The organism is Psychrilyobacter sp. (assembly GCF_037132775.1).
In the GTDB taxonomy this organism is placed as follows: domain Bacteria; phylum Fusobacteriota; class Fusobacteriia; order Fusobacteriales; family Fusobacteriaceae; genus Psychrilyobacter.
In genome coordinates, this window is record NZ_JBAHZY010000124.1 from 1 (window position 1) to 6,554 (window position 6,554).

Consider the following 6,554-nt stretch of genomic DNA (forward strand, 5'->3'; position numbering starts at 1 on the left):
AGGCTCTGCTATTGACATACAAAAAATAAAGTTCTAATATATTAAAAACGAGAAGCAATAATTAAAGAATTATTACTCCTCTTTTTATAAAAGTTTTACATTAATTTTTAGAGTTTACACAAAACTTGCAACAGCCCCGGGTTGGAACTACAAGGAATCATTATGGAGACAATATTCTTTTTTAAATTTTAGTATTCTCCTTCTTTTGCTTTTCCTGTACTCACTAAGCTGACACCAGAAGAAGTTCCTAATCTAGTTACTCCCATCTCAATATATTTCATGGCAGTTTCTATATCTCTTACTCCTCCAGCGGCTTTTATCTGTGCTCTATCCCCTACTACTTCCTTCATAAGAGCTACATCTTCAAATGTAGATCCTCCTGTTCCAAATCCTGTAGAAGTCTTTACAAAGTCTGCTCCTGCACTGACAGAAAGCTCACAAGCTTTTCTTTTTTGTTCATCTGTTAGGTAACAGTTTTCATGGATAACTTTTAATATATGAGTTCCCATAGCTTCCTTTATCCCTCTGATCTCAGATTCTACCTCGTCAAATTTACCATCTTTTAAGAATCCAACATTGAGTACCATGTCGATCTCATCTGCTCCATCTTCGATACATTTTTTAGTTTCAAATATCTTTGCATCTTTAGACATAGCTCCCAGTGGAAATCCTATTACTGCTGCAATTTTTACATCCGATCCCTCTAATTGTTTCTTAGCTAAAGGTACATACGATCCATTTACACATACTGAAAAGAAGTTATATTCACAGGCTTCCTTACATAATTTAATTATATCTGCCTCTGTAGTCGTTGCCTTTAACACTGTATGATCTATATACTTGTTTATTTCCATGATTTTATTCCTCCATTTTTTTATTTTCCCCACTAATTTTCACAGATTAAATTATTCCTTCATCCTAGTCTAACCTCGGTTTCCCTGTTTTCACATCGCAAAATTTCTTTTTATTAAAAAGAAATTTAAGTACTCGTAAATCGGTCAACATTTATAAATTAAGTTTTAATTATACGTTTTTCTACGATTATCTAAATCAAGTATAACTAAAACTTGATTTAGAATGTCGATTTTAATAATCGTTGAATCCCATAAAAAGGAAGGGTTACCCTATTATATCTAATATTGTTGGGATTTTTTCTACTTTTTCTTTAGAGAATACAAAAGCACTTCTCAAAGTTTCTAAAATTTCATTTCTCATGTTGTTTTGATGATATAGAGTTAAAATAGCCTCCCCTGATTCAAACTGATCTCCTACCTTCTTATGCATGATTAGTCCAACTGAATGATCTATTAGGTCATCCTTTGTAGCTCTTCCAGCTCCGAGCATCATAGCAGCCTTACCTATTTTTTCAGCATCGATATGTTTTATATATCCACTTTCATCTACATTGAATTCAAAAGTTTCAGTAGCTATATTAAGCAACGAATAATCGTCACAGATATTCGGATTTCCACCACTACCTTTTATGAATTTTTTCAGCATCTCAAGAGCTTTTCCGTTCTCTATAACTTCCTTTACCTTTTCGATCCCTTCTTCCAATGTTTTTACATCACCTTTTAAGATCAGTGCCTGTGCTCCTAATACTTCTACCAAATAAGTGAAATCCTCAGGTCCGTTTCCTTTTAGAGTTTCCACGGCTTCCACTATTTCCAGGGAATTTCCTACAGCATTCCCCAGCGGTTCATCCATATTAGTCAGCATACACACGATGTTTCTATCAAATGCTTTTCCTAAATCATACATTGTTTGAGCTAATTTACGTGCTTCGGTAAGATCTTTCATAAATGCTCCAGATCCTACCTTTACATCTAAAATTATTGCATCTGCATGAATTGCTAATTTTTTACTCATTATAGAGCTGGCAATAAGAGGAATACTCGATACAGTAGCCGTAACATCTCTAAGTGCATAAAGTTTTTTATCCAAAGGAACTATTGTGTCTGCTTGCCCCATGAGTCCTGTTCCTGTTTCATTTACTATTTTTATTAATTCTTCTTTTGTATTACTAAATTTAAATCCTTTGATCGACTCAAATTTATCTATAGTTCCACCAGTATGACCCAGCCCTTTACCAGATAATTTTGCTGTTCCCATTCCTAGTGCGCCAAATATAGGAGCTAAAGCGATAGTTGTTTTATCTCCTACCCCTCCTGTAGAATGTTTATCTATCAAGAATTTTTCCACACCAGGAAAATCTATTGTCTCTCCCGAATCTATCATAGTTTCTGTGAATACTTTCAATTCCTCTGTAGTCATTCCGTTAAAGTAAACAGCCATTAAAAAAGATGCAATTTGATAATCAGGTACCTCCCCTGCTTGGTAATTTTCCAATAAAAATCTTATTTCTTCATCGGTTAAAATTTCTTTTTCTCTTTTCTTTTGGATAATGTCAACTATTCTCATTTTAGCCTCCCCATATAATACAGCTATATCTATATACTATAACTTATATTTTCTTATTTCCTATTAAATCATTATTATTATTTTGATTTTCTTCTAAAAATATGATATAAGATTTTATAAGTTAATTATAGGACAGGTGGCAGAAATGGAGGGAATAGATGAAAAATACTCAAATCATAGAAAACTTTATAGATACACATAAATTGAATAACTTATTTTCCAAGGAGAACGTCAATTTATTTAAATTTAAAAAATACTCCCAGGGAGAAAATATAATCAACGCCAAAGATGAGGTAAAACATATATATTTTATTGTATCTGGAGGAGTTGATATCCACTCTTTTTTAGCCAGTGGTAGGAGTATCTTCATAAATAAATTATCTCCACCAGAAATATTTGGAGATGTAGAATATTTAGGAGAAACTTCTATGTTATTTGATGTAATTGCCAATTCTAATAACACCCTTATTATGAGTATCTCATTTAAGGCTATTGAGGCACATTTAAAGGAAAATTCCCAACTATGGAGGTTTTTAGGAGTAGCTTCTATCCAAAAATTATTAAAAACCAATAGAGCTATCCTCCTAAAAGAAGGATTTAATTTAAAAAACATCTTAGCCCTTCACTTGGTTAAAAACGATCACCTTATCAATTTTAAATCTTTAAATGAACTATCTAAAGAATTAAATGTCAGTTACCGTAATTTGACTAGGATCATAAAGTTTTTTACAGATTCAGGGATCATAAAGAAGGATCGAAAAAGTATCATTACCCTAGATAAAGACGCTATAAAAAGATATTCTAAAGAGATATAAGACTTTATATCTTTCATATACAACTCTAACGAAATTCACATTTATAATTTCCTAGATAATAAAAAAACCTCCAAAAATGGAGGATTTTTTATTTATTTTATTTTAATCTTTCCTGAAATAAGATCTTTCTTTATTTGCTCTAATTCAGCTAAATTTTCCTCTCCAATAATTTCTTTAGAAAATTCAAAATTAGTAGTTCCTATTCCATTTTCTTTCAATCCTAAGACAACTGTTCCTGCTGTAAATTTTCCAGCTAAGCCCTCGAAAGTGGCATCAAATATAGATACGTCCACTCTTTTTAAGATTGAAGTCAAGATTTTCCCCTCTACTTCTCCATCCTGATTTGAATCTATACCAATTCCATATAGACCTTCTCTACCTTTTATAGCTTCCATGACTCCTCTACCAGATCCGCCTGCTACTGTAAAAATAACATCTATACCATTTTCTGCCATGGATATAGCGAGTTCCTTTGCTCTAGCAGGGTCATTAAATGAATTACCTCCACCAACATATATATCCCTTACTTCAATATTTGGATTCATATATTGTGCTCCTTGCTCATAACCTTCATAAAAACTCTTTATTATTGGAATCTCTATAGCACCTATAAACCCTAATGATTTGTTTTTACTTACCATTTCTCCTATAGCTCCTGCCAAGAAAGAACCCTCTTTTTGATTAAAGATTATAGATTTTACATTTGGTAGGTCTACAACTGAATCTATAATTACAAAAGTACTTTCGGGATATTCTTTCGCTGCCTTTTCAATACCTTTTTCAGCATCAAAACTAACACCGATTATAAGATCATAATTTGCTTCTGCAAACTCAGTAAAAAACTGATCAAATTCTGAAAGTGTCGTAGGCTCTACATATTTAATTTTTACTCCTAATTCTTTTTCAGCTTTCAAAAGACCTTTATAAGCCGAATCATTGAAAGATTTATCTCCTAAGCCACCTAAACCAAGTACTATTCCTACTTTATAATCAACTTTTTTTACACCTTCATTTTCGGCGTTTTTAGTGTTCTCTTCTTTTCCACATGCAGTCAACAAGATCAAGCTCAAACCCATTAAAAATAATATTATTCTTTTCATCTTTTATTCCTCCTGATTTTTAAAAACCATCAACAATATCTTATTTCTGTATGCATAAAATAAAAACAGCTTACCAAAAAGTAAACTGCTCGCAATTTACTCATAGTGGCTAATTGAGGTTAGCCGTAGAAACTTTTGTCCATATCACAAATTTATATGAGTTGATTTATTTTTTTATGGTAATATGATAGTATAATACTGTAGATAAAAATAGGTCCTATGTCCTTTTTTAGGGTATAATAATAAAAAACGGAGGTAGAATCTGTGAAAATCATCAACAGTTCCAATTTATTAAAAAAATATATTGAATTATACAATATCAACTCCATATTCTCTAATAATCTTGAAAAATATATGTCTCTCTACCAGTTTAAAAAAGACGAGCATCTATTTACTTCCTCTGAGAAGGTAAATTATTTTTATCTATTGGTTACCGGGGGAACGAAAATCATTTTAAATTTAGAGAATGGAAAATCTCTTCTAATTGATTACAGTAAACCCTTGGAGATGTTAGGAGAGATGGAAATAATAAACAATCCATATTCAAAATATGATATTATTGCTACTGAGGACACCACTGTAATAGGTATCAGTATGAGTATTTTTTCAAAATTAATTGCCGATGATCCAAAATTTTGGAAATACCTGTATAGCTCTACATTGAATAAATTACAAGCTACAGTAAATTCCAATATTATCTCCTCCTCCTACAGTTTTGAGCATGTTTTAGCCAACTATCTCATCACCCATGCTGTGGAAAAAGGAAATGAAATCTTGTTAGAATCCACCAGTTTTAACGATCTTTCCCAAATTTTAGGAACTAGCTATAGGCACCTCAATAGAGTCCTAAAAAAATTCATCGACCAGGGGCTGATAAAAAAAGACAAAAGAAGGATAGTTATTACAGATTATGAAAAATTAAGTGAATATTATATAGAGTTGTATTAAAAAAAAGAGCTTTCACTCTTTTTTTTTACATATTTTTTATATCGTGTTTCATATTTATGATATCTGCTTTGATAGCCGGAACTATCTCTTTCCAGATGATCTTCTTTTCTGCCGCAAGTTCTTTTTGCATCCTGTTAATTTTTTCAAATAATGATAAATAGATCTCTCTAACTTTTTTATTTCTAAGATCTGTTCTTAGTACTTTATCAAATTCTATCAAGATATTGTCTACACAGCCTTCATTTACAAATCTTTCCCCATCATAACTAGTTTTAAAAAGCATAAGCATGAATTTATATCCAAATTTATCCTTATCTAATTTGCAATACTTTAAAATATAGATATCTCCATCTACTATGGTATTTGAAATAAATCTTCCATCTATATGATCCGCTACCTTTTCTTTTATCTTCAATACGTGATTTTCATTTTCCATTATCTTTCATCTCCTAAATATTTTTTTATATTACATTTTACCATATGAGCCATTTAAAATTTATAAAATTAAAACCCTCCGACGAAATAGATTACTCTAAATACGGTAGGAGGGATTTATTTTATTTAAAAATTTAAGTAGACCTTTTGAAATCTTTCATAATGATCTTTTAACTTTTTACTTGGATATTTTTCTGAAATTTTCAAAGCGGCTTGGTTTATATCTTCCCAATAATAAATATTAACCTTATTGAAATAATCTATTTTCATATTTTTTCTAAAGCTTATGAATTCTCTGTATTGAGCATTATTTCTTTTTGAAATAATACAATTCATAATCAATAGTATTTTCATTAAATAATTCAATTACTTTATTATATTGAACTTGTTTATCTTTATTGGGTATATTCAAGTTAGATTCTATATTAGAAGTCCCAAACCATTTTGATTCATATTTTGGTTCATTCTTTACTTTCCCAAAACCATCTTCTGTATATTTTATCTCGAATAAATGCTGTGTTCCATTATTTACTGTTAAAAGACAATCTACTTCTGTTCGACTTGCTCCACCCCCAGAATCACCCATAGGAGCTTTTAATTTTAATTTTTCTATGTTTTTAACCTCAAAAATAAACTCACACATCTCATTTTCTGATTTTTCTATTTTAAACGGGGAAAAAAAGTTTAAAGTCATACTATGGTGGTCGTGTTTGTCAAACAGTTTATGAAAAAACTTAAGCAATTTTTTGAGTACCAAAATATACCTTAGCAGGTGTTTCATAATCTAAAGAACTATGTCCTCTATCGTTATTATAAAAATTAATATACCTTTTTA

General features: G+C 30.7%; 7 protein-coding genes and 1 riboswitch. Of the genes, 2 read left to right on the forward strand and 5 right to left on the reverse strand.

Features of this window, described 5'->3' with window-relative positions; genetic code table 11:
- Nucleotides 1–188: 188 nt before the first annotated feature.
- Both deoC and V5784_RS08280 read right to left on the reverse strand, forming a co-directional pair.
- Nucleotides 189–854 (reverse strand): deoxyribose-phosphate aldolase, encoded by a 666-nt coding sequence (deoC, locus tag V5784_RS08275; RefSeq protein ID WP_336888559.1) that lies wholly within the window; start codon nucleotides 852–854, stop codon nucleotides 189–191.
- 265 nt (nucleotides 855–1,119) lie between these two features.
- Nucleotides 1,120–2,421, reverse strand: coding sequence for a thymidine phosphorylase (locus V5784_RS08280; protein ID WP_336888560.1), 1,302 nt, complete (start codon nucleotides 2,419–2,421; stop codon nucleotides 1,120–1,122).
- A gap of 158 nt (nucleotides 2,422–2,579) precedes the next feature.
- On the opposite strand from V5784_RS08280, the gene V5784_RS08285 reads away from it, so the two are divergent.
- Nucleotides 2,580–3,236: a Crp/Fnr family transcriptional regulator gene (locus tag V5784_RS08285; RefSeq protein WP_336888561.1), complete on the forward strand. Its 657-nt coding sequence runs from the start codon at nucleotides 2,580–2,582 to the stop codon at nucleotides 3,234–3,236.
- A gap of 92 nt (nucleotides 3,237–3,328) precedes the next feature.
- On the opposite strand, the gene V5784_RS08290 is transcribed toward V5784_RS08285, so the two are convergent.
- Nucleotides 3,329–4,336, reverse strand: coding sequence for a BMP family ABC transporter substrate-binding protein (locus V5784_RS08290; RefSeq protein ID WP_336888562.1), 1,008 nt, complete (start codon nucleotides 4,334–4,336; stop codon nucleotides 3,329–3,331).
- A gap of 83 nt (nucleotides 4,337–4,419) precedes the next feature.
- Nucleotides 4,420–4,516: riboswitch (purine riboswitch) on the reverse strand.
- Nucleotides 4,517–4,600: 84 nt separating this feature from the next.
- Here V5784_RS08290 and V5784_RS08295 point away from each other — a divergent pair.
- On the forward strand, nucleotides 4,601–5,284 hold the full coding sequence (locus V5784_RS08295; RefSeq protein ID WP_336888563.1) for a Crp/Fnr family transcriptional regulator: 684 nt from the start codon (nucleotides 4,601–4,603) through the stop codon (nucleotides 5,282–5,284).
- A gap of 25 nt (nucleotides 5,285–5,309) precedes the next feature.
- On the opposite strand, the gene V5784_RS08300 is transcribed toward V5784_RS08295, so the two are convergent.
- On the reverse strand, nucleotides 5,310–5,720 hold the full coding sequence (locus V5784_RS08300) for a hypothetical protein (RefSeq protein WP_336888564.1): 411 nt from the start codon (nucleotides 5,718–5,720) through the stop codon (nucleotides 5,310–5,312).
- A 306-nt stretch (nucleotides 5,721–6,026) separates the two neighbouring features.
- Complete coding sequence (locus tag V5784_RS08305) at nucleotides 6,027–6,362, reverse strand: hypothetical protein (RefSeq protein WP_336888565.1); 336 nt, start codon at nucleotides 6,360–6,362, stop codon at nucleotides 6,027–6,029.
- Nucleotides 6,363–6,554: the final 192 nt, after the last annotated feature.

Bases quoted from the DNA above. Each gene is read 5' to 3' on its own strand.
- V5784_RS08280 (WP_336888560.1), bottom strand. From the start codon at position 2,421: ATGAGAATAGTTGACATTATCCAAAAGAAAAGAGAAAAAGAAATTTTA.
- V5784_RS08290 (WP_336888562.1), bottom strand. From the start codon at position 4,336: ATGAAAAGAATAATATTATTTTTAATGGGTTTGAGCTTGATCTTGTTG.
- V5784_RS08300 (WP_336888564.1), bottom strand. From the start codon at position 5,720: ATGGAAAATGAAAATCACGTATTGAAGATAAAAGAAAAGGTAGCGGAT.
- V5784_RS08285 (WP_336888561.1), top strand. From the start codon at position 2,580: ATGAAAAATACTCAAATCATAGAAAACTTTATAGATACACATAAATTG.
- V5784_RS08305 (WP_336888565.1), bottom strand. From the start codon at position 6,362: ATGTGTGAGTTTATTTTTGAGGTTAAAAACATAGAAAAATTAAAATTA.
- deoC (WP_336888559.1), bottom strand. From the start codon at position 854: ATGGAAATAAACAAGTATATAGATCATACAGTGTTAAAGGCAACGACT.